The sequence below is a fragment of the Streptomyces sp. NPDC111507 genome (assembly GCF_055638955.1).
Genome location: NZ_JBVKBU010000002.1, coordinates 354,473 through 373,940, shown reverse-complemented (window position 1 = coordinate 373,940; position 19,468 = coordinate 354,473). Strand labels below are relative to the sequence as shown.

The window sequence follows — 19,468 nt, the reverse complement described above, 5'->3', positions numbered from 1 at the left end:
GCTGGGTTTCGGGCGTCATGCAGCCCGATGCGAGCCACGCGGTACAACGCCCCCTCCGTGGAAGGCACGCCCACCTTCGATCAGTACTGGAGCGTCCGGCAGACGAAGCGGACCGGCGGCACCATCACCGCCGGCAACCACTTCGACGCCTGGGCCCGCGCCGGAATGCCCCTGGGCAGCCTCACCTACTACATGATCCTCGCCACCGAGGGTTACCAGAGCAGCGGGAACTCCAACATCACGGTGGGCGACGCGGGTTCGGGCGGTGGCGGCAGCAGCGGCTGCACCGCGACCCTGTCGGCCGGCCCGCCGTGGGGGGACCGGTACAACCTCAACGTCTCGGTGAGCGGCTCCAGCAACTGGACCGTGACGATGAACGTGCCGTCCCCGGCGAAGGTCCTCTCCACCTGGAACACCGCCGCCTCCTACCCGAGCAGCCAGGTGCTGACCGCCAAACCCAACGGCGGCGGCAACAACCGGGGCGTCACCATCCAGCCGAACGGCAACTGGACATGGCCCACGCTCTCCTGCACCGCGACCGTCGCCCGAGCCACGAGACCGTCAACGAGGTGATCGACCTTCCTGGCCGCTGACCCAGGGGCTTGCCTCCGGCGGCGTGCCCGGAGCCGGGTCGGGCTGTCGGTGGTGGGCAGTAGTGTCGGGCCGGTGGGGAAACGTGAACGGGGTCTGCTCGCCGAGGGCGTCGGACTGCACGAGGCCGCGCGGGGTGTGCTCGCCGATCACGCCCGCGCGCTCGAAGCGGTGCGCGCGGCGCTGGCACCGATCCACGCCGAACTCGTCGGCAAGGAGCTGGAGTCCATCCCCGTCTCCCGGCTGAAGGACGTCACCGAGGGGCGGCTGCGGCTCGGGGCGCTGGAGACGGCCGGGTTCGCGTCGGTGCGGGCGGTGTACGAGGCGGGGCGGTACGAGTTGCGCCGGCTGCCGGGGGTGGGCGCGCAGACCGCCGACCGCGCCCTCGCGGCGGCCCGGCAACTCGCGAGGGCGGTGGAGGAGACCGTCTCCGTACGGATGGACGTCGACCGGCCCGAGCCCCGTACGACCGCCCTGGTGATCGCGCTGCGCACCCTCGTCGAGGCCGGTCCCGAGCTGCGCCGGGCCGTGGACGCGGCGAAGCGGCTCGACGAGCGGCTCGGGGCGCTGCTGCCCGCGGCCCGGCCCGCCGGCGGACGGCTGGGGATGGCGCTCGCGGGGCGGGAGCGGCGACGGAGCGCGCTCGACGCGATCGCCGAACTGCGCGAGCTGACCGCCGACGCCGGCGCCCGTGACGTACGTCTGCTGCTCGCGCAGGCCTCGACCGACCTGCTGCGGACGCCCGCCTCCGAGATCGAGGCGTGGGTCGACTTCGAGTTGCGCTCCGCGGAGTACTACAGCCAGCTCGCCGACGTCTCCGAGCACCGTTCGGACGTGGCGGCCGCCGAGGGCTTCCTGCCGTCGGAGGTCGCCGAGCGGGTGCACGCCCAGACGCTGGACGACACCCGGCGCCGGGTCTCGCTGCGCGGCTACCAGGACTTCGGCGCCCGGTTCGCGCTCGCCCAGCGCCGGGTCGTCCTCGGCGACGAGATGGGGCTCGGCAAGACCGTGCAGGCCATCGCCGTACTCGCGCATCTCGCGGCGGACGGGCACAGCCACTTCCTGGTCGTCTGCCCGGCGAGCGTACTGATCAACTGGACGCGCGAGATCGGCGCGCGCAGCACACTGCGGGCCCTGCCGGTGCACGGCGCGGAGCGGCTGGACGCCTACGAGGAGTGGCGAGAGCGCGGGGGCGTCGCGATCACCACGTACGACATGCTGCACCGGCTGCCCGCCCCGGACGGTGAAGGGGCGAAGCCGGGGATGGTGGTCGTCGACGAGGCGCACTACGTGAAGAATCCGGACACTCGCCGCTCCAGGGCGGTCGCGGCCTGGACGGGGTACTGCGAGCGCGTCCTGTTCCTCACCGGGACGCCCATGGAGAACCGGGTCGAGGAGTTCCGCACCCTCGTCCGCTACCTCCAGCCGGCCCTCCTCCCCGCGATACGGCACACCACCGCGGCCGCCGGCCCGCACGCCTTCCGCAAGTCCGTCGCCCCCGCCTATCTGCGCCGCAACCAGCGCGACGTGCTCACCGAACTGCCCGCGCTGGTGGAGGTCGACGAGTGGGAGGAGTTCAGCGCCGCGGACCGGGAGGCGTATGTCAAAGCGGTCGCGGACGGGAACTTCATGGCGATGCGCCGGGCCGCGTACGCCGACGCGGAGAAGTCCGCGAAGCTGGGGCGACTGCGCGAACTGGTGGCCGAAGCGGCGGAGAACGGCCTGAAGGTGGTGGTGTTCTCCTACTTCCGCGATGTGCTGGCACTGGTCGGACAAGCCTTGGGAGACGGCGTGTTCGGGCCGCTCTCCGGTGCCGTGCACGCCGCGCGCCGGCAGCGTCTCGTCGACGACTTCACGGCCGCTCCCGGTCACGCGGTCCTCCTCTGCCAGATCGAGGCCGCCGGTATCGGCCTCAACCTTCAGGCCGCGTCCGTGGTCGTCCTGTGCGAACCGCAGGTCAAGCCCACGATGGAACACCAAGCCGTGGCCCGCGCCCACCGTATGGGCCAGGTCCGCCCCGTCCAGGTGCACCGCCTCCTCGCCACCGACAGCGTCGACCAGCGCCTGCTGCACATCCTCAAGAACAAGACCCGCCTCTTCGACGCCTACGCCCGCCGCAGCGACACCGCCGAACAGAGCCCGGACGCGGTCGACATCTCCGACAGCGCCCTCGCCCGCCGCATCGTGGAGGAGGAGCAACTACGCCTGGCGGGCGCCGCGGGGCCGGGGCAGGGCGGTGCGCGGGAGCCGTGAGGGACACGTCTTTCGACGAGTGAGCGCCGCCCGGGGCGCCGGCGCCCCGCCTACCCCCGGGCCGGCCCCGTCTTCACGCCCGCGCCGCACAACGGCACCACCGCCGTACGTCCTGCGAGCACCCCCTCCCGTACGGCCGCCCAGCACGCCACTCCCGTCGACTCGACGTACAGGCCCCGCGACGCCAAGTCCCGCTGGGCGTGGCGGATCTGGTCCTCCGTCACCGTGAGAAACGTGCCACCGGAGTCGCGTACGGCGCGCAGGATCTGGCGGGCCCGGGGCGGGCGCGGGATGGCGATGCCCTCGGCGAAGGTGGGGGCCGAAGGGGTGACGCCGACCAGGTCGTCCGCGCCCTCGGCCCAGGCGTGCGCGAGCGGCGCCACCGCGGCGGCCTGGACGGCGTACAGCGCGGGCCGCCGGTCGATGAGCCCCGCCCCGTGCAGTTCCGCGACGGCGAGGGCGGCGCCGAGGAGCAGCGTGCCGTTGCCGACGGGGACGACGATGACATCGGGCAGGCGCCCGCCCAGGTCCTCCCAGAGCTCGTGCACGTACGTCTTCGTACCGTGCAGGAAGTACGGGTTGAAGACGTGCGAGGCGTAGAAGGTGCCCGGGAGGTCCGCGGCGTCGCGCGCCGCCCGCGCCGTCGCCTCCCGGTCCCCGTCCACGACGTGCACCCGCGCCCCGTGCGCCTCGATCTGCTCCAGCTTCTTCGGCGACGTGCCCTCGGGGACGTACACCGTGCAGGGCAGAGCGGCCCGCGCGCAGTACGCGGCGATCGCCGTCCCCGCGTTTCCGCTGCTGTCCGCGATCACCTGCCGTGGCCCCAGCCGCAGTGCCAGCTCGGCCAGCAGGACGGCGCCGCGGTCCTTGAAGGACAGGGTCGGCATCAGGAAGTCCAGCTTGGCGGAGATGCTCCCGCGCAGCTCCACCAGCGGGGTGCGGCCCTCGCCCAGGCTGACCGTGGGCGCGGCCAGCGGCAGGCACTCCGTGTACCGCCACAGTGAGTTCACCCGCCCGGTCAGGGAGGTGAGGGGCGCGGGGGTCGGCGCGAAGTCCAGGTCGAGCGGGCCGCGGCAGACCCGGCAGCACCAGTCGAGCGAGCCACCGGGGACGCGCGTACCGTCCGCCGGGCAGAAGCGATCCGGCAAAGGTGTCATGTGCGCAGGCTATGCGGGCGCCTCGACGTCCTCGGGGAACGGCTCCGGGTCCGTGACCCACCCCGCCGCCGCATTCCGTCCCTGCCCCTGCCCCCGCCCCCGCCCCGGCCCCGCCTCCCTACCGTGCCGCGCTTACGATGCGCCCAACTGTGCGGCGAACACATGCCCGTCGTACGTCGGTTCCGTACTGGTCTTCCGTACGGCCGAGCCCGCCCGGACTAGGAGCAGAGCACTCGTGGCCATACCCCCGCCACCCGGGCCCGAGCGGCCCGAAGGCCCGTACCCGCCCCCCGTTCAGGGGTCGTATCAGGGGCCGTACCAAGCGCCGTATCAGGGGCCGTACCAGGTCTGGGGTCAGGGTTACTCCCCGTACAACCGTCCCGCGCCCGTCAACGGGCTCGCGATCGTCGCGCTCGTGTTCGGCGTCCTCTGCTTCCTGCCCGCCGTCGGGCTGGTCCTCGGGATCGTCGCGCTCACGCAGATCAGGAAGCGGGGCGAGCGGGGCAAGGGGCTGGCGGTGGGCGGCATGGTGATGTCCTCGCTCGGTGTCGCGCTGCTCGTCCTGACCGTCGCCACCGGCGGCGCGAGCGACTTCTGGGACGGCTTCAAGGGCGGGATGAACGACTCGGCGCGCACGGGCACGGTCTTCTCGCTCAGGAAGGGGGACTGCTTCGACGAGCCGGGCCACTCGTCGAAGAGCGTGACCGTCTACGTCGACAAGGTGCCGTGCGCCGGGAGCCACCACGCCGAGGTGATCGCGAACTTCGCCATGAGCGGGGCGGGTTACCCCGGCCGCGGCAGTCTGCGCGATGTCGCCGACACCAAGTGCCGCACGTTCGAACGCGCGTACACGATGGACGCCTGGGCCGTCCCGGACGACGTCCGGCTTTACCGCTTCATCCCGACCCGCGACAGCTGGAACCTCGGCCGTCACTCGATCATCTGCATGCTCGAGAACGGGGACGGCAAGAGCGCCCTGACGGGTTCGCTGCGCAGGGACGGCTTCACCCTGAACGCGGACCAGTTCGCGTATCTGCGGGCCGTGAACACGCTCGACGAGGCCCTGCGCGCGGCGCCCGCCGCGAAGTACGTCGACGACGACCTGCGGGGTTACAAGGAGTGGGCGGCCGGGGTGTCCGCCGCGCTCGACGACGAGGCGCATCTGCTGCGCGGACACGCCTGGTTCCCCGCCGCCGAGAAGCCCGTCGCCACCCTCGTCGACGACGCCGAGGCCGCGCGGAAGGAGTGGACGAAGGCGGCGGCCGCCACGGACGCGGACACCTTCTCCGCCCCCTACAAGAAGGGCCTGAAGCTCATCGACCCGAGGAGGACGGTCACCGCACGCAAGGTTCTGGGCCTCACCACCACCCCGCCGTCGCACGACGGGGGCGGGGACAGCCGGGGCAACGGGGGAAGCGGTGGCGGTCTGGAGGTGTGACGCGGGCTATAGCGGGGAGAAAGTGCCTGGGTAAAGCCCACGGCGGGGTTAGGTAATCACATCGAGTGATTCTTTGGCCTCCGCTTGCATGGCACAACCCACGGTTGCCAGGCTGTTGCTGTCTGTACAACCTGATGGGAGCGGCCAGTGACTTTCGGTGAGCAGCCGGCGTATCTGCGTGTCGCGGGTGATCTCCGCAAGAAGATCGTCGACGGTTCGCTGCCACCGCACACCCGCCTCCCCTCCCAGGCCAGAATCCGCGAGGAGTACGGCGTCTCGGACACGGTCGCCCTGGAAGCGCGCAAGGTGCTGATGGCCGAAGGCCTGGTCGAGGGCCGCTCCGGCTCGGGGACGTATGTGCGGGAGCGGCCGGTGCCGCGCCGGGTGGCCCGCTCCGGGTACCGCCCGGACAGTGGAGCGACCCCCTTCCGCCAGGAGCAGGCCGACCTGGCCGTGCGCGGCACCTGGGAGTCGCACAGTGAGCAGGCCGAGGCGAGCGGCGCGATCGCCGAGCGCCTCTCGATCCGGCCCGGCGACCGTGTGATGTGCACGAACTACGTCTTCCGGGACGCCGGCGAGGCGATGATGCTCTCCACCTCCTGGGAGCCCCTCGCCGTCACGGGCCGCACCCCGGTGATGCTCCCCGAAGAGGGCCCGCTCGGGGGCATGGGTGTCGTCGAGCGGATGGCGGCCATCGACGTGATCGTGGACAACGTCACGGAGGAAGTGGGCGCCCGTCCCGGCCTCGCGGAGGAACTCCTCGCGCTCGGCGGTGTCCCCGGGCACGTGGTCGTCGTCATCCAGCGGACGTACTTCGCCTCGGGCCGTCCGGTGGAGACGGCCGACGTCGTCGTACCGGCGGACCGGTATCGCATCGCGTACCACCTGCCGGTGAAGTAGACGCAGGAGTTCATGGGCGGTCGGCGTCCGCGGGGCCCCCTCGTTCCCGGGCGAGCCGACCGCCAAGTGCCCCGCGCGCGACGTCGGTTGCAATCTGGCCTTTCTCAAATGCCCTGCCCCGGGCGGAGTTCGCGCTGCCTGACGGGCGCACGGAGGGCGCGCGACGGCGCGTTCGTACCCGTGCGCCCCCTCCGTCTTGGCTGGTTGCGTACCTCTTTGTGTAAAGGCGTATTCGCTGCGTGAAGGTTAGGCGTAGGCTCGGGCATATGCGGATTGCGGTTTCGTTAGGGTGCGGGGCACGGCGCGGGCCGGGGGCGGGAAGTGGAGGGGCTCGATGAACGACGGCACGATCACTCTTCCCTGGCTCGTCATACGGCAGGACGACAACGGCAATCGCTACCGCGTCGGCAGGTACGCGACCCGGGCCGAGGCCCAGAAGATCGCGGACAGCCTCGACGACCGCGGTCACAAGCAGCTCTACTGGGTCGAGCGGATCGCGCAGAACGGATCCAGGTGACGGTGTGACGGCCCCGGTCCCGACTTCGGCCCCGGTTCCGACTTCGGCTTCGGTTCCGACTTCGGCTTCGGTTCCGACTTCGGCCCCCGCCCCGGCCTCGGCTTCGGTCCGACGTCCTGTCCGTGTCCGGTGTGCCCTGCCGTAGTCTCCGGCGCATGGACGAAACGATCGTGGTGGTGGGCGGCGCCCTGCTGCACGACGGACGCCTGCTCGCCGCGCGCCGCAGCGCACCCCCCGAACTGGCCGGACGGTGGGAGCTGCCCGGCGGCAAGGTGGAACCGGGCGAGGCCCCCGAAGCCGCCCTCGTACGCGAACTGCGCGAGGAACTCGGCGTCACGGCGGAGTCCGTCGAGCGCGTCCCGGGGGAGTGGCCCCTGCGGACGCCGTACGTCCTGCATGTGTGGACCGCGCGGCTGCTCCCGGGCTCGGCCGACCCCACGCCCCTCGAGGATCACGACGACCTGCGCTGGCTGAGTCCGGACGAGCTCTGGGACGTGGACTGGCTGGACCAGGACGTCCCCGCCGTGAAGGCGGTGCTGCGGCGCTGGGACGACAGGGTCTAGGGCCCCGCCTGGACGCCGGCAGGCCGCAGCACCGGGTGCCGTGCGCCGGCTCCTCTCTTTGGGGGACACCGGTGACGTGCGAGGTGCGGGCGTGGGCGCCGGTGCACGGCGCTGCGTGTACGGCTTTCGGGAGCGGGACAGCGCGAGTCGTGTCCGCGGCTCGAAGTCCCGTACGCCGTTCGTGCCACAGTGCGCCCACCTGTGCGGTAAAGCGTCCCGGATATCGGGTATGTGCCAATTAACCCCACGAAACCGGACATGGGTGGGTTCCTGGCCTGGGAAGTGATCGGCGTGATCGACACCGAAGGCGACTGTGCCGAGTGGAGTTTTCCCGCGGAGCCCGGTGCCGTCCGTACCGCCCGTGCCGTCGTCCGGGGCCAGCTGCGCACCTGGGGGCTGGATTCCCTCGGTGATGTGACCGCGCTGCTGGTCAGTGAGCTGGTGACCAACTCGCTGCGGCACGCCGCAGGGCCCATCGGTGTCCGTCTGGTCAGACCCGGGGGACTGCCGGGCGCTCTCCTCGTGGAGGTCTCCGACCCGTTGCCCGACCCACCCCGTGAGCGGTCCGCCGACGCGGACGACGAGAGTGGCCGAGGGCTGCAACTGGTGGCGGGGTCGTCGCGGCGTTGGGGTACCCGGCCCGGGGACACTGGAAAGACGGTGTGGTTCGAGCTGGGGGTGCCCGGCTGAGGGCGCCGGCGGTGCCGGTTGAGGGTGCGGCGGTGCCTGGTCGAGGGTGTGGACGGTGCCCGGTTGAGGGCGTGGACAGTACTCGGTTGAGGGTGCGGACGGTGCCCAGCTGAGGGTGCGTCGGCTGTCGTGCTGAGGGTGTGTCGGGCGGAGGGTGGGGCGACCGATTGGTTCAGGCCACCAGAGTTGTCCGGAGTCTTTGATTCGATGGGGCGCCACCTGGTTAGAAGACTGGGAGTATGTCGCGGCCGGTCCAAAAACCATCGGGACCGTGCTGTGATCGTGAACACCGTGTTGTGCGGCGCCGTAGTGCTGGATACTGCGGGCAGCCGCCCCCGGTGACCGGTGCCGGACGCGGTGAGCTGGAGGGGACGGTTCGCGTGAGCGAGATACCAGCGAAGGCCACGGAGTCCGAGGACCCGTCGGACGGCGCGAGGGCGGGGGCCGCGGGTGATTCCGCCGTGGCCGGAGCGACGGGCGGGGCGATGGGCGACGCCATGACCCCACTGCGAGGCGACGCGAGAACCGAGCCGAGGCACACACCATGGGGCGGCGCGCCCTCCGGACCGAGCGACGCCGCGAGGCCCCGGACGGCGGGCGCCTCGACGGGCGAACCGACGGACGCGGGCACGGACATCGGCGCGGACCCGCACCGGGCCATGGCCAAGTCGCCTGGTGGACCGCAGGGCGGAGCGCCCGTCGAACCGTCCGGTGAGCCCATGGGCGACGCGATGTGGCAGAGCAGCCCGCCCGGTTCGATCTACGACTACATCAAGGTCGCCTCGTTCTCCATCGGCGCCGACGGCCTCGTCGACCAGTGGAGCCTGCGTGCCGAGCAGCTCTTCGGGATATCCCCCGAGCGCGCCCTCGGCATGGACCCCATCGAGGCGTTCTTCGAACCCGATCAGCGCGAGCGCGGGCAGCGCAAGATGGCGGAGATCCTGGACGGCCGCGAGTGGACCGGTGTGGTCCCCTTCCGCGTGCCGGCCGCCGAGGACGGCGAGCCGGGCACCGAGGGCCTTGCCGAGGTCTATGTGATGCCCACCACGACGGAGGACGGCGAGCGGGCCGCCGTGTGCATCGTCGTGGACGTCCGGACCCTCCGCAGCATCGAGACGGACCTCGCCGCCTCGCAGGCGATTTTCGGTCAATCTCCGTTCGGCTTCCTGCTCATCGACACGGATCTGCGGGTCCGGCGCGCCAACAAGCGGTTCGCCTCGGTGTTCGGCGGAAACGTGGAGAGTCACCGTGGCGGTACCGTCCACGACTATCTGCCGCGTTCCGAGGCCGATCGGGTCGCCGCGACGCTGCGCCGCGTCCTCGAAACCGGCGACTCCATCACGGACATGCACGTCACCGGTTTCATACCTGGCTCCGACGAGCGCCGGCACTGGTCGATCAACCTCTACCGCGTGCACAGCGGCACCGGCCGCCCCATCGGTATCGCCTGGCTCGGAACCGACATCACCAGCCGACGCGCCGCGGCCCGGGAAGCGGCCGCCGCCCGGCGCAATCTCGCTCTTCTGAACGAGGCGGGCGCCCGCATCGGTAACTCCCTCGACCTGGAGACCACCGCGCGCGAACTTCTCGACGTCGTCGTGCCCGGTTTCTGCGACCTCGCCACCGTCGACCTGTACCAGGGCCTGCTGGCGGGCGACGAGACCCCGCGGGCGCTCGCCGACGGCAGCGCGGAGCTGCGCCGGGTCGCCTTCGCCAGCGCCGTGTCCGACGCGCCGTTCATCGGCGGACCGGCCCCCGTGGCCGTGGGCGCCGTCCACCACTACCCGTTCAACTCGCCCTGCGCGGACGCCCTGCGCACCGCCCGCCCCCAGCACGTCCCCGCCGAGGACGGCGGGCTCATCCAGTCCACGCTGGCGGTCCCGATGGTCGCCCACGACACGGTGGTCGGCCTCGCCCAGTTCTCCCGTACGAAGGGCAGCGAGCCCTTCGGCGACCGCGACCGGGCGCTCGCGGTGGAACTCGCGGCGCGCGCCGCGGTCTGTATCGACAACGCCCGGCTGTACCGCCGTGAGCACGAACGCGCGCTGATCCTGCAGCGCTCGCTCCTCCCGCCGGGCGACCCGGAGGCCTCCGGTCTGGACATCGCGTGCCGGTACCTGCCCGGCAACGCGGCCACCGAGGTCGGCGGCGACTGGTTCGATGTCATAGAACTCCCCGGACACCGCACGGCGTTGGTCGTCGGCGACGTCATGGGGCGCGGTCTGCGGGCGGCGGTCGCCATGGGTGAACTGCGCACCGCGGTCCGTACCCTGGCCCTTCTCGACCTCGAACCCGCCGAAGTCCTCTCGGCGCTGGACGAGATCGCCCGCGGCCTCGGCACCCCCGGCGGAGTCCAGCAGGCCACCCGCGCGGCCCGCCAGCCCCGCGACGCCGACCTCTCCGAGGTGTACCTGGCGACCTGCGTGTACGCGGTGTACGACTCCGTGACCCGCCGCTGCACCTTCGCCAACGCGGGCCATCTTCCGCCGGTGCTGGTCGAACCCGGCGAGAGCGCGCTGATGCTCGACGTGCCGCCGGGCATGCCCCTCGGGGTGGGCGGCGAGCCCTTCGAGGAGGTGGAGGTCGAACTACCCGAAGGCGCACTGTTGGCGCTCTACACGGATGGACTGGTCGAATCGCGCGATCACCCCCTCGACGAGGGTCTGCAGGCCTTCGTCGGCGCGCTCACCGACCCCTCCCGCCCCCTGGAGGACGTGTGCGACCACGTCCTCAACACCCTCGACACCCACCACGGCGAGGATGACATCGCGCTGCTGATGGCTCGCGTCCAGGGGCTGCCCGCCGATTCCGTCGGCGACTGGACGCTGCCGCGCGAGCCGCGCAGCGTGGGGCGGGCCCGTGAGTACGCGCGCACCCAGCTCACCGCCTGGGACCTGGAGCCGCTCGTCGACACCGCCGAGCTCCTGGTCAGCGAACTCGTCACCAACGCGCTGCGCTACGGCGAGGGTGAGATCAGGCTGCGTCTGCTGCTGGACCGGACCCTCGTGTGCGAGGTCTGGGACGCGGGCCTCGTCCAGCCGCGCCGGCGCCGCGCCCGCGACACGGACGAGGGGGGCCGGGGGCTGCAGCTCGTCGGTCTGCTCTCCGCCTCATGGGGCTCGCGGCGGACGCCACGCGGCAAGACGGTCTGGTTCGAACTCCCCCTCCCGGACGGCGGCACGCCCCTCACGGACCCGGCGGAGGCGTTGCTGAGCCTGTTCTGACGGCACAGTTCCCCGCACCCCTGAACGCCTCACGCTCCAAGGCCCCTGCGCCCGCGTGTCCTCGGTCCGCCGAAGCTCGCCGCGGGGGCGTCGGGCGTGTCGTCGAGCAGGATCCCGCCGAGCACCGCACCGCCGACGCCCGCGCCTTCGGGCCCGGCGTACGGATTCCCGTACGTCCGCACGTCCCGCTCCGCGAGCTGCTGGGCCTCCAGAGCCAGCCCGTCGGCGCGCCGGACGTCGAGGAGGGTGCGGGGCGTGAGCGCGAGGTGCCGCTCCGCCTCCGACAGCCGGGTCCGGGCCTCGACCCCGACCGCTCCCCGGTGTGTCGTGACGAACTCGGAGGCGAGGGCGACGACACTGCGGGCCGGAAGGAGCACGTGGTCGAAGAAGGCCCGGTCGAGGAAGGTCCGGTCGACGGGCACGCGGTCCTCGGCCAGGAGCGGTGCCCCGGCGGCGACGAGGCGACGGAGGGCGCCGAGGGGGTCGTACGGACGGACGCCGCTCGTGATCTCCCGCCGCACGTCGGCGACAGCCGACGCGGCGTGCGTGATCCGACCGGGCAGCGCACCGACGGCCGGGAGGCCGCGCGCGGCCACGAGCTCGGCGTCCGCGTCACGCAGCGCGCCGGGCAACAGGGCCGTCGTGGAGGTGAGTTCGCAGGCCAGCCGGTCGATACCGGCCATGAAGAGGTCCGCCTGATCGACGGCGGCCTCGGCGGCCCGCAGCTGCGCCGTCGCCCGCGCGCCCTCCCCCCGGTCCAGGGACTGCCGGGCCCGGTCCAGGCGGGTGGTGGCGAAGACGAGCCGGTCCTTGGCCTGTTCGACGTTGCCCGCGACGGACAGGGACGCGGAGGGCGCGTACCGCTCGCGCAGTTCGGTGAGCGTCGCCTCCGCGGCCGGGGTGCGCGCGGTGAGCTCCCGGAAACGGGCCTCCGCCGACTCCAGTGCGGCAGGCAACGTCCGTTCCAGGGCGCGCAGCAGGTCGAACCCGGGCGCCTCCGCGTCCAGCCGCCGCCCTGCCTCCGTACAGCGGGCGACGATCTCCTCCAGCAGCTGCCGCCTCACGAGGCTGTCGTCCGTCCGGGTGTCGTCCAGCCGCTGCCACAGCCGGAAGGAAGCCGTCAGCTCGGAGCGCGCGAACGCCAGTGCCTGCGTGCAGGTCGCGACGGCCTCCTCCCCGAACTGGGCCGCGGCCCAGCCGAGTTCCTCCGTTCCGGTGCGCACGCAGTCGTCGATCCCGACGAGCAACCGCCCTGCCTGCCGGTCGAGTTCGGCGAACGGCACGGGGTGCGGGGTGCCGCCGCCGGGCGTCGTACGGGTCCGGGCCCGTCGTGTCCGCCGCGCGTACGAATACGCCGCCAGCGCCCCCGCGGCGACCACCGCGACGAGGGGCAGCACGAGATCGCCGGTGCTCGTCCCACCCCGCCCGGGCGCGGCCCGCACCTCGTCGGCTCCCGCCCGTGCGACGGGCAGCAGCAGCCACCCCACCGCCAGCAGCCCCCCGAGCACGGCATGCGCCACCCGTACGGCTATGTGGGACGTGGCTCGGCGTGACCGGCTTCGGCTCAGGGGCGACGTCACATTTGGGAGCGTATGACCGCTTGCACCGGGGCGCGACCGGGGGTGCGCCGAGGCGGGGCCGCTTAAGGTACCGGGGATACGGGGGCATACGGAGGGGGCACCGGGGGATGGACGAGCAGCGCACGGGGACCGGGCTGGAGCCGGTGGCGGAGACGCCGGCGACACCGGTCGGGGCGGGGACCGGCAGGGAAGAGGGCAAGGAAGAGGGCGACCAGGGCCGTACCTCCCCGAGCCGGGTCCCCGCCTGGCTTCGCACGGTGGGCCAAGGCTGGCGACACCCCCGCCTCCGCTGGCCCAAACGGGTCGCGCTCGCGCTCGTGGTGACGGTGGTCCTCTCCCTGCTCACCGCGGGCATCGCCCTGCGGGCCAACTACGCCGGAGACCCCGCCTCCGGTACCCGGACCAGGGACCGTGACGCCCTCTGGATGGGCCACGCCTGGGTGGACGGCCGGAAGAAGGACGCGGACGTCAAGGCGCTCGCGAAGCGGCTGCGGACCACCGGGATCCGGGATCTGTATGTGCACGCGGGACCGCTGGAGCACGACGGGACCCTGCCCGAGTCGGCGTACCCGAAGGCGCGTTGGCTGGTCGACGCCGTGCACCGCGAACTGCCCGGTGTCCGTGTCCAGGCCTGGCTCGGCGATGTGCTCGCCACCGAGGGGGAGGTCGGGATGCGCCTGGAACGGGCGGCGACCCGGGCCGCCGTCGTCCGCTCCGCCGGGCAGATCCTCGACGCCGGTTTCGAGGGCGCCCACTTCGACCTGGAGCCCCTGCACTCCGGCGACGCGAACTACCTTTCCCTGCTCGACGATCTGCGCCACGTCACCCGCGCCCACGACGCCCAGCTCTCCGTCGCCGCCCACCAGATCGACCCGCTCCCGAACCTCCACTCCGTCTTCGGCGCCTTCACCGCGCACCCCAAGTGGTGGTCCCAGTCGTTCTTCGGACAGGTCGCCCGCCGGGTCGACCAGATCGCCGTGATGTCGTACGACACGGCGCTTCCGCTGGAGAGCCTGTACGGGGGTTACGTCGCCGAGCAGACCTCCCTCGCCCTCGAAGTCACCCCGAAGTCGACCGATCTGCTGATGGGCCTGCCCTTCTACTACGAGGACAACATGGACCACCACGGCTCCGCGGAGACGGTCGCCGCGGCCGTCCGTGGCACCCGCCTCGGCCTCTCCCGCACCGACCGCACCCGGGAACACTTCGGCGTCGCCCTGTACGTGGACTTCGCCGCCCGGGAGAAGGACTGGACGGCGTACGAGGAGGGCTGGGTCCGATGACCGCCACGCGCAGGCCGCTCACGAGGGACGAACTCGCGCCCCTCGCCCGTGCCGCTCTCGGCCCGGCCCGGACGCTCACCGCGGTCGCCCGACTGCGCGGCGGCAGCAAGAAGGGTGTCTACCGGCTCTTCCTCGACGACGGCTCCACCGCGGTCGCCTACGTCTGGGACCCGGCCGAGGACTACTGGGACGCGGCCCCGGCCGACCCGCGCGACTCCTTCTCGCACGCATCCGGGCTCGACCTCTTCAGCGCCGCGTACGACAGGCTCACCGCCCTCGGCATCCGCACCCCCCGCCTGCTGTTCGCCGACCGCAGCCACACGCAGCTGCCCTCGGACGCGGCCGTGGTGGAGGACGTGCGCGGCGGCAGCCTGGAGGACCTGCTGCACCGCGACCCCCAGGCCGCCGAAGGGCCCCTGCGGGAACTGGCCGGGGTCCTGCGCACCCTGCACGCCCACCCCGCACCCCGCCACGGCAAGGTCGCCGTCGTCGACAACGGCGGCGCCGCGCACGGCGGTTCGTGCGAGCAGGTCGTCCTCGAACGGGCCCTGGCCGACCTGGCGGAGGCCGCCGCACGCGACCCTCGGATCGCCGCCGTACGCGAGGCCCTGTACGACCGTCTGCACGCCCTCGCCGAGCCGGTCCGACCGCGCGGCCGCGTCGGCCTGGTCCACGGCGAACTCGGTCCGGACCACGTCCTCGTGGACGAGCACGGCCACCCCGCCCTCATCGACATCGAGGGCCTGCTCTACTTCGACGCGGAGTGGGAGCACGTCTTCCTGCGCCAGCGCATCCAGCACGCCTACGAGGCCCTGCGCGCCGACGGCCTCGACGAGGACCGGCTGCGCCTCTACCGCCTGGCCATGCACCTGTCGCTGGTCGCGGGCCCCCTCCGGCTCCTCGACGGCGACTTCCCGGATCCGGAGTTCATGCGGGGGATCGCGGAACACAGCGTCGGGCAGACCCTCACGCTGCTGGAGAACCCCGTGCCATGATCTGAGGGCGCGCGCCGGTTCGGCGCGCTCTGGGGGAGAGGAAAGTCCGTGCACCCGTATCTGGTGGGCTTCGCCGCGCTGGCCATGACCGGCGCGGCGCTGATGGGGGTCGCCGGGATCGTCACGGGCTGGGTGCCGCCCTGGCTGCGCCCCCGTGTCCTCCGGCCGAAGCTGTGGGGGTACGGCTCGCTGGTGGGGGCCGTCGGAATGTCCCTGTACATGTTCCTCGGCCCGTTTCGAGGGCCCGACCTCGGCATGGCGCCCTTCGCGATGACCGGTATGGCCCTGTTCATCGCGGGGCTCGTGCTGCAGATGGCCTCGCGGCGTCCTGGTCGCCCCGGTATCCCCGCACGCCGATGACGGGGCCCTGGCTCTTCGCGGCGGGCCTCGGCGAGGGCGTGGTCCTCGGACTCGCCGCGGCCGTCGGGATCGTCGCCGTGCGCGGCGGCCGGGTGCCCGGGTGGGAGCGCCGTCCCGTCGTCCGGCGCCGCCTGTGGGGCCAGGGCGCGCTGGTACTGACGGCGGCCCTCGCCCTTGAGTCGCTGAGCCTGGCCTTCACGGGGCCCGGGTTCGTCCAGTTCGCCGCCGCCGTCGTGAGCGGCGCGGGCCTGATCACCGGCGTCGCGCTGATGCACCGCGCGACCCGCGACCGCCGCCGCGGGCCGTCCGCTCCTTCGGCTCCCTAGGGTCCTAGGAGTCCGATGAAGACGAATTCCGCCTCCTGATCTTCGAACCCAGCCACACCAGCGGGTCGTACTTGCGGTCGACCGCGCGTTCCTTCAAGGGGATCAGAGCGTTGTCCGTGATCTTGATGCCCTCGGGGCAGACCTCCGTGCAGCACTTGGTGATGTTGCAGTAGCCGAGGCCGTGCTCGTCCTGGGCGGTGCGCTTGCGGTCCAGGCCGGTGTCGGAGGCGGCGTCCAGCGGATGCATGTCCAGTTCGGCGACGCGCATCAGGAAGCGCGGGCCCGCGAACGCCGGTTTGTTCTCCTCGTGGTCGCGCACGACATGGCAGGTGTCCTGGCACAGGAAGCACTCGATGCACTTGCGGAACTCCTGCGAGCGGTCCACGTCCTCCTGCTGCATGCGGTACTCGCCGGGGCCGAGACCGGCCGGCGGGACGAAGGCGGGGACCTGCCGCGCCTTCGCGTAGTTGAAGCCGACGTCCGTGACGAGATCCCGTACGACCGGGAAGGCACGCAGCGGTGTGACGGTGATCGTCTCCTCCCGCGTGAACACCGACATGCGCGTCATGCACATCAGCCGGGGGCGCCCGTTGATCTCCGCCGAGCACGAACCGCACTTGCCCGCCTTGCAGTTCCAGCGGACGGCCAGGTCCGGGGCCTGGGTCGCCTGGAGCCGGTGGATGATGTCCAGCACCACCTCACCGTCGTTGACCTCGACCGCGAAGTCCTCCAGGCCGCCGCCCTTCACATCCCCGCGCCACACCTTGAAGCGGGCTTCGTAGCTGCTCACTCGTAGAGCTCCTCTTCGGCGAGGTACTTGACCAGCTCCTCCTTCTCGAAGAGGGCGAGCAGGTCGGGACGAATGGGTTCGGTGGTCTCGCGGCTGAGGTCGATCTGGCCGTGCACCGGGTCGGTGGCCGCCAACCCGCCCGTGGGGTCGGTGAGTTGGCACAGGAGGTTCACGCGACGCCAGGTCCGCTCCATCGTCGGATGGTCCTCGCGGGTGTGGCCGCCGCGTGACTCCGTGCGCTCCAGGGCGGCGCGGGCCACGCACTCGCTGACCAGGAGCATGTTGCGCAGGTCGAGGGCGAGGTGCCAGCCGGGGTTGAACTGCCGGTGGCCCTCGACTCCGGCCCGCCGTGCCCGTACCCGCAGCTCCGCGAGTTTCTCCAGGGCCTGTTCCATCTCGGCCTCGCGGCGGATGATGCCGACCAGGTCGTTCATGGTCTGCTGGAGTTCCTGGTGAAGGGAGTACGGGTTCTCGGGCGGGCGTCCGCTCTCCGAACTCGGCTCCGGACCCTCGGCCGAGAAGGGCCGCAGGGCCTCGGCCGCCGCCGTGTCGATCTGGATGTCGTCCACGGGCGGGCGGTCCTCGGCCAGGTCGGCGGCGTACCCGGCGGCGTGCAGTCCCGCCCGCCGCCCGAAGACCAGCAGGTCGGACAGGGAGTTGCCGCCGAGCCGGTTGGAGCCGTGCATGCCGCCCGCGACCTCACCGGCGGCGAACAGCCCCGGTACGCCGCGCGCGGCCGCCGAGTCCGACGCGACCGCGATGCCGCCCATCACGTAGTGGCAGGTGGGTCCGACCTCCATCGCCTCCGCCGTGATGTCGACGTCCGCGAGCTCCTTGAACTGGTGGTACATGGAGGGAAGCCGGCGCCGGATCACCTCGGCGGGCATCCGGGTCGACACATCGAGGAAGACCCCGCCGTGCGGCGACCCGCGACCCGCCTTCACCTCGGAGTTGATGGCGCGGGCGACCTCGTCGCGGGGCAGCAGCTCCGGGGGACGCCGGTTGTGGTCCGGGTCCTCGTACCAGCGGTCGCCCTCCTCCTCGGACTGCGCGTACTTCTCCTTGAAGACGTCCGGGATGTAGTCGAACATGAACCGCTTGCCGTCGGAGTTCCTGAGCACCCCGCCGTCCCCGCGCACCGACTCGGTGACCAGGATCCCCTTCACCGACGGCGGCCAGACCATGCCCGTCGGATGGAACTGCACGAACTCCATGTTGAGCAGCGGCGCTCCGGCGAGCAGCGCGAGGGCGTGCCCGTCGCCCGTGTACTCCCACGAGTTCGACGTCACCTTGAACGACTTGCCGATACCGCCCGTGGAGATCACGACGGAGGGCGCTTCGAGGACGAAGAAACGGCCCGATTCGCGCTCGTAGCAGAAGGCGCCCGAGACCCGGTTCCCGTCCTTCAGGATCCGGGTGACGGTGCACTCCTGGTACACCTTCAGGCGGCTCTCGTAGTCCCCGGTCTCCTTCATGTCCTCCTGCTGGAGGGCCACGATCTTCTGCTGCAGGGTCCGGATGAGCTCCAGGCCCGTCCGGTCGCCGACGTGCGCGAGCCGCGGATACTCATGGCCGCCGAAGTTGCGCTGCGAGATTCGCCCGTCCTTCGTACGGTCGAAGAGGGCGCCCCAGGTCTCCAGCTCCCACACTCGGTCGGGCGCTTCCTGGGCGTGCAGCTCGGCCATCCGCCACTGGTTGAGGAACTTCCCGCCGCGCATGGTGTCGCGGAAGTGGACCTGCCAGTTGTCGTGCTCGTTGACATTGGCCATCGCCGCCGCGATGCCGCCCTCGGCCATCACGGTGTGCGCCTTGCCGAACAGGGACTTGCAGATCACGGCCGTACGAGCGCCACGTTCGCGCGCCTCGATGGCGGCGCGCAGTCCGGCGCCACCGGCGCCGACCACGACAACGTCCCACTCCTGCCTGTCAACCACGGACATCAGAGGGCCCCACTCAGCTAGAAGAAGCGCGGATCGTCGAAGGCGCCGGACGCGAGGAGATACACGTAGAAGTCCGCGAGCGCCACGCTGATCAGCGACGCCCAGGCGAGCAGCATGTGACGGGCGTTGAGCTTCCCGACCCACTGCCACATCCGGTAGCGCACGGGATGTTTGGAGAAGTGCTTGAGCTTGCCGCCGACGATGTGCCGGCAGGAGTGGCAGGACAGGGTGTACGCCCAGATCAGCGTGATGTTGAGCAGGAAGACCAGGGTGCCCAGGCCCATGTGGCCCCAGTTGTAGTGCTCGTCGCGGAAGGACAGCACGGTGTCGTACGTGAGGATGCCGGCGACGATGATGGCCGCGTAGAAGAAGTACCGGTGGATGTTCTGCAGGATGAGCGGGAAGCGGGTCTCGCCGGTGTACTTCTTGTGCGGTTCGGCGACCGCGCAGGCCGGTGGCGACGCCCAGAAGCTGCGGTAGTACGCCTTGCGGTAGTAGTAGCAGGTCAGCCGGAAACCGAGCGGGAAGATCAGGATGATGATGGCGGGGGAGATGCCCCACCAGCTCCCGAAGAGGTTCGCGTTCGGGCCCGCGTGCATGGTCTGGCACCGCTCGGCCAGACAGGGCGAGTAGAACGGCGAGACGTACGGCGCCGAGTAGTAGTTCGTGTCCGCGAACGCACGCCAGGTCGAGTACACGACGAAGGCCAGCAGCCCGGCCGCGGTGACGGCGGGAGCCAGCCACCAGCGGTCGGTGCGCAGATGCGGGGCGGTGATCGCGGCGCGCGTACCGGTGTGCACGCCGCCGCTGTTCGGATGTGGTTCCGTACCAGTGGTCAAGGGAGAGCTCCGGTCGGGGTCG

At 71.8% G+C, this 19,468-nt stretch carries 16 protein-coding genes and 1 pseudogene; 12 read left to right on the top strand and 5 right to left on the bottom strand.

The features are described from left to right. Positions 1 to 30: 30 nt before the first annotated feature. Positions 31 to 573: pseudogene (locus ACZ7M2_RS09175) on the top strand (glycoside hydrolase family 11 protein); the annotation flags it as partial. A 63-nt stretch (positions 574 to 636) separates the two neighbouring features. Continuing rightward, positions 637 to 2,844: a DEAD/DEAH box helicase gene (locus ACZ7M2_RS09170; RefSeq protein WP_471595207.1), complete on the top strand. Its 2,208-nt coding sequence runs from the start codon at positions 637 to 639 to the stop codon at positions 2,842 to 2,844. A gap of 50 nt (positions 2,845 to 2,894) precedes the next feature. On the opposite strand, the gene ACZ7M2_RS09165 is transcribed toward ACZ7M2_RS09170, so the two are convergent. Beyond that, positions 2,895 to 4,001 (bottom strand): pyridoxal-phosphate dependent enzyme, encoded by a 1,107-nt coding sequence (locus ACZ7M2_RS09165; RefSeq protein WP_471594735.1) that lies wholly within the window; start codon positions 3,999 to 4,001, stop codon positions 2,895 to 2,897. 235 nt (positions 4,002 to 4,236) lie between these two features. Here ACZ7M2_RS09165 and ACZ7M2_RS09160 point away from each other — a divergent pair, with 235 nt between their 5' ends. The 6 genes from ACZ7M2_RS09160 (at position 4,237) to ACZ7M2_RS09135 (ending at position 11,333) form a co-directional block, all read left to right on the top strand. Continuing rightward, positions 4,237 to 5,439 carry a DUF4190 domain-containing protein gene (locus tag ACZ7M2_RS09160; protein ID WP_471594734.1) on the top strand — a complete coding sequence of 401 codons (1,203 nt, stop codon included), beginning with the start codon at positions 4,237 to 4,239 and terminating at the stop codon, positions 5,437 to 5,439. Between the two features lie 147 nt (positions 5,440 to 5,586). Then, entirely contained in the window at positions 5,587 to 6,339 is a 753-nt protein-coding gene (locus ACZ7M2_RS09155; protein ID WP_054228262.1) for a GntR family transcriptional regulator, read from the top strand. 334 nt (positions 6,340 to 6,673) lie between these two features. Beyond that, on the top strand, positions 6,674 to 6,856 hold the full coding sequence (locus tag ACZ7M2_RS09150) for an SPOR domain-containing protein (protein ID WP_101400465.1): 183 nt from the start codon (positions 6,674 to 6,676) through the stop codon (positions 6,854 to 6,856). A 155-nt stretch (positions 6,857 to 7,011) separates the two neighbouring features. Next, positions 7,012 to 7,419 (top strand): (deoxy)nucleoside triphosphate pyrophosphohydrolase, encoded by a 408-nt coding sequence (locus tag ACZ7M2_RS09145; protein WP_471594733.1) that lies wholly within the window; start codon positions 7,012 to 7,014, stop codon positions 7,417 to 7,419. Positions 7,420 to 7,677: 258 nt separating this feature from the next. Continuing rightward, positions 7,678 to 8,109: an ATP-binding protein gene (locus ACZ7M2_RS09140; protein WP_099920816.1), complete on the top strand. Its 432-nt coding sequence runs from the start codon at positions 7,678 to 7,680 to the stop codon at positions 8,107 to 8,109. Between the two features lie 380 nt (positions 8,110 to 8,489). Then, entirely contained in the window at positions 8,490 to 11,333 is a 2,844-nt protein-coding gene (locus ACZ7M2_RS09135; protein WP_471594732.1) for a SpoIIE family protein phosphatase, read from the top strand. 29 nt (positions 11,334 to 11,362) lie between these two features. Here the strand turns inward: ACZ7M2_RS09135 and ACZ7M2_RS09130 are convergent, their stop codons facing one another. After that, the gene (locus tag ACZ7M2_RS09130) at positions 11,363 to 12,913 is read right to left on the bottom strand and encodes a hypothetical protein (RefSeq protein ID WP_471594731.1); all 1,551 of its coding nucleotides are present in this window, start codon (positions 12,911 to 12,913) and stop codon (positions 11,363 to 11,365) included. A gap of 107 nt (positions 12,914 to 13,020) precedes the next feature. Here ACZ7M2_RS09130 and ACZ7M2_RS09125 point away from each other — a divergent pair, with 107 nt between their 5' ends. The 4 genes from ACZ7M2_RS09125 to ACZ7M2_RS09110 are packed head-to-tail and all read left to right on the top strand — an operon-like array spanning position 13,021 to position 15,877. Continuing rightward, complete coding sequence (locus ACZ7M2_RS09125) at positions 13,021 to 14,196, top strand: hypothetical protein (RefSeq protein WP_471594730.1); 1,176 nt, start codon at positions 13,021 to 13,023, stop codon at positions 14,194 to 14,196. After that, a complete protein-coding gene (locus tag ACZ7M2_RS09120; protein WP_471594729.1) occupies positions 14,193 to 15,191 on the top strand; it encodes a phosphotransferase family protein in 999 nt (332 codons plus the stop codon). Before ACZ7M2_RS09125 ends, ACZ7M2_RS09120 begins: the two co-directional genes overlap by 4 nt. A 48-nt stretch (positions 15,192 to 15,239) precedes the next feature. After that, the gene (locus ACZ7M2_RS09115; protein WP_471594728.1) at positions 15,240 to 15,551 is read left to right on the top strand and encodes a hypothetical protein; all 312 of its coding nucleotides are present in this window, start codon (positions 15,240 to 15,242) and stop codon (positions 15,549 to 15,551) included. Further along, entirely contained in the window at positions 15,548 to 15,877 is a 330-nt protein-coding gene (locus ACZ7M2_RS09110; RefSeq protein WP_471594727.1) for a hypothetical protein, read from the top strand. Before ACZ7M2_RS09115 ends, ACZ7M2_RS09110 begins: the two co-directional genes overlap by 4 nt. A gap of 4 nt (positions 15,878 to 15,881) precedes the next feature. Here the strand turns inward: ACZ7M2_RS09110 and ACZ7M2_RS09105 are convergent, their stop codons facing one another. Genes ACZ7M2_RS09105 through ACZ7M2_RS09095 form a run of 3 tightly spaced genes read right to left on the bottom strand, consistent with a single transcriptional unit; the run spans position 15,882 to position 19,446 of the window. Then, positions 15,882 to 16,667, bottom strand: a complete 786-nt coding sequence (locus ACZ7M2_RS09105) for a succinate dehydrogenase/fumarate reductase iron-sulfur subunit (RefSeq protein ID WP_471594726.1) — start codon at positions 16,665 to 16,667, stop codon at positions 15,882 to 15,884. Then, positions 16,664 to 18,607 carry a fumarate reductase/succinate dehydrogenase flavoprotein subunit gene (locus ACZ7M2_RS09100; protein WP_471594725.1) on the bottom strand — a complete coding sequence of 648 codons (1,944 nt, stop codon included), beginning with the start codon at positions 18,605 to 18,607 and terminating at the stop codon, positions 16,664 to 16,666. Before ACZ7M2_RS09100 ends, ACZ7M2_RS09105 begins: the two co-directional genes overlap by 4 nt. A 17-nt stretch (positions 18,608 to 18,624) precedes the next feature. Further along, a complete protein-coding gene (locus ACZ7M2_RS09095; protein ID WP_471594724.1) occupies positions 18,625 to 19,446 on the bottom strand; it encodes a hypothetical protein in 822 nt (273 codons plus the stop codon). Positions 19,447 to 19,468 lie beyond the last annotated feature (22 nt).